At 45.0% G+C, this 1,002-nt stretch carries 2 protein-coding genes; both read right to left on the bottom strand.

What is annotated here, in order from left to right:
- On the bottom strand, positions 1-671 hold a 671-nt coding region (locus BQ5796_RS15770; RefSeq protein ID WP_141769958.1), incomplete at its 3' end, for a hypothetical protein.
- Positions 668-976: a hypothetical protein gene (locus tag BQ5796_RS15765; protein ID WP_071460900.1), complete on the bottom strand. Its 309-nt coding sequence runs from the start codon at positions 974-976 to the stop codon at positions 668-670. The genes BQ5796_RS15765 and BQ5796_RS15770, both read right to left, overlap by 4 nt.
- Between the last annotated feature and the right edge of the window lie 26 nt (positions 977-1,002).

The raw sequence follows: 1,002 nt of genomic DNA, 5'->3' as shown, positions 1-1,002 counted from the left end.
CCAAAAAATCCGGATATATCATCCCAAGTATCTTCCCATGCATCTCCCATGCATTCCCAAAAGGTTGTATACTTATTTTTCACGCTTTGAGCTTTATGGCTAAAAGATTCGTCTGTTTCTTCAAATCGAACGACCTTCGTTTCATGGATGCGATGCAATTCATCGACTTTTCCATCAAGTCGCGCCTTTGTGGCCATCACCTTTGAGCGGATGCCATCCAGCTTCCATTTATTGCTTCTGCTCTTTTCCTTTTCTTCATCGGTTAAGCCTACACTAAAAGATAGAGACGAAGCAAAAATAGCCGCTTCTATTTGTTTTATATTCGTCCAAATGGACAGTTCAATATGTTTAATGTTAGCGGCAATATCATTCCGGTCTACCCGCATCATCGCATTTCTTGACAGCGGGGCAATATGGGCAGTTGTCCGCTGCACGTAGTTTTCAAACAGGTTGGTGAGATCTTTCACCTGCTTGCGATAGTGCTTGATATCCCGCTTGATTTTCCGCACCTGGTCTTCCCATGCCTCGACACTTTCCCCCTCGTTCAGGGAAATGAAAGCATTGATTTTTTCAAGGGAGGCTTCCATCTTGTCCAGCGCGTTTTTATAAGTGTGAAGCTGTTCGATAATGTTGTCGAGAATGCCATAATTGATCTGCAGGTCGCGCTTCATTTCGCTCCCCCCTTGATTTTACTGCTGATTTTCTCATCTGTTTCCTTCATCTGCTTGACGAGCATGACGCCGGCATCATGGATCGCGTCTAGGTGCTCGAGCAGCTTCGTGCTGCTGTCGTCGTTCATATTATCAAGCAGATCATCCACTGCATCGACGAAGTCAGAATGAAAGCTTTTCAGCTGACTCCGTGTTCCTGAGCGGAAATTGGTTGTATAGCTCTTGAAATCTGAAATGGCATGATCCAGCGAACGCAATGCCGACTCTAGTTCACTAAGATTCAATTTAATTTGTTTGCCCGCCAACTTTGCCTACACCCCTTTGCTTCCCT

This window comes from Bacillus massilinigeriensis, from assembly GCF_900111815.1.
Taxonomy (GTDB): domain Bacteria; phylum Bacillota; class Bacilli; order Bacillales; family Cytobacillaceae; genus Mesobacillus_C; species Mesobacillus_C mediterraneensis.
This window is presented reverse-complemented; position numbering and strand designations above follow the sequence as displayed.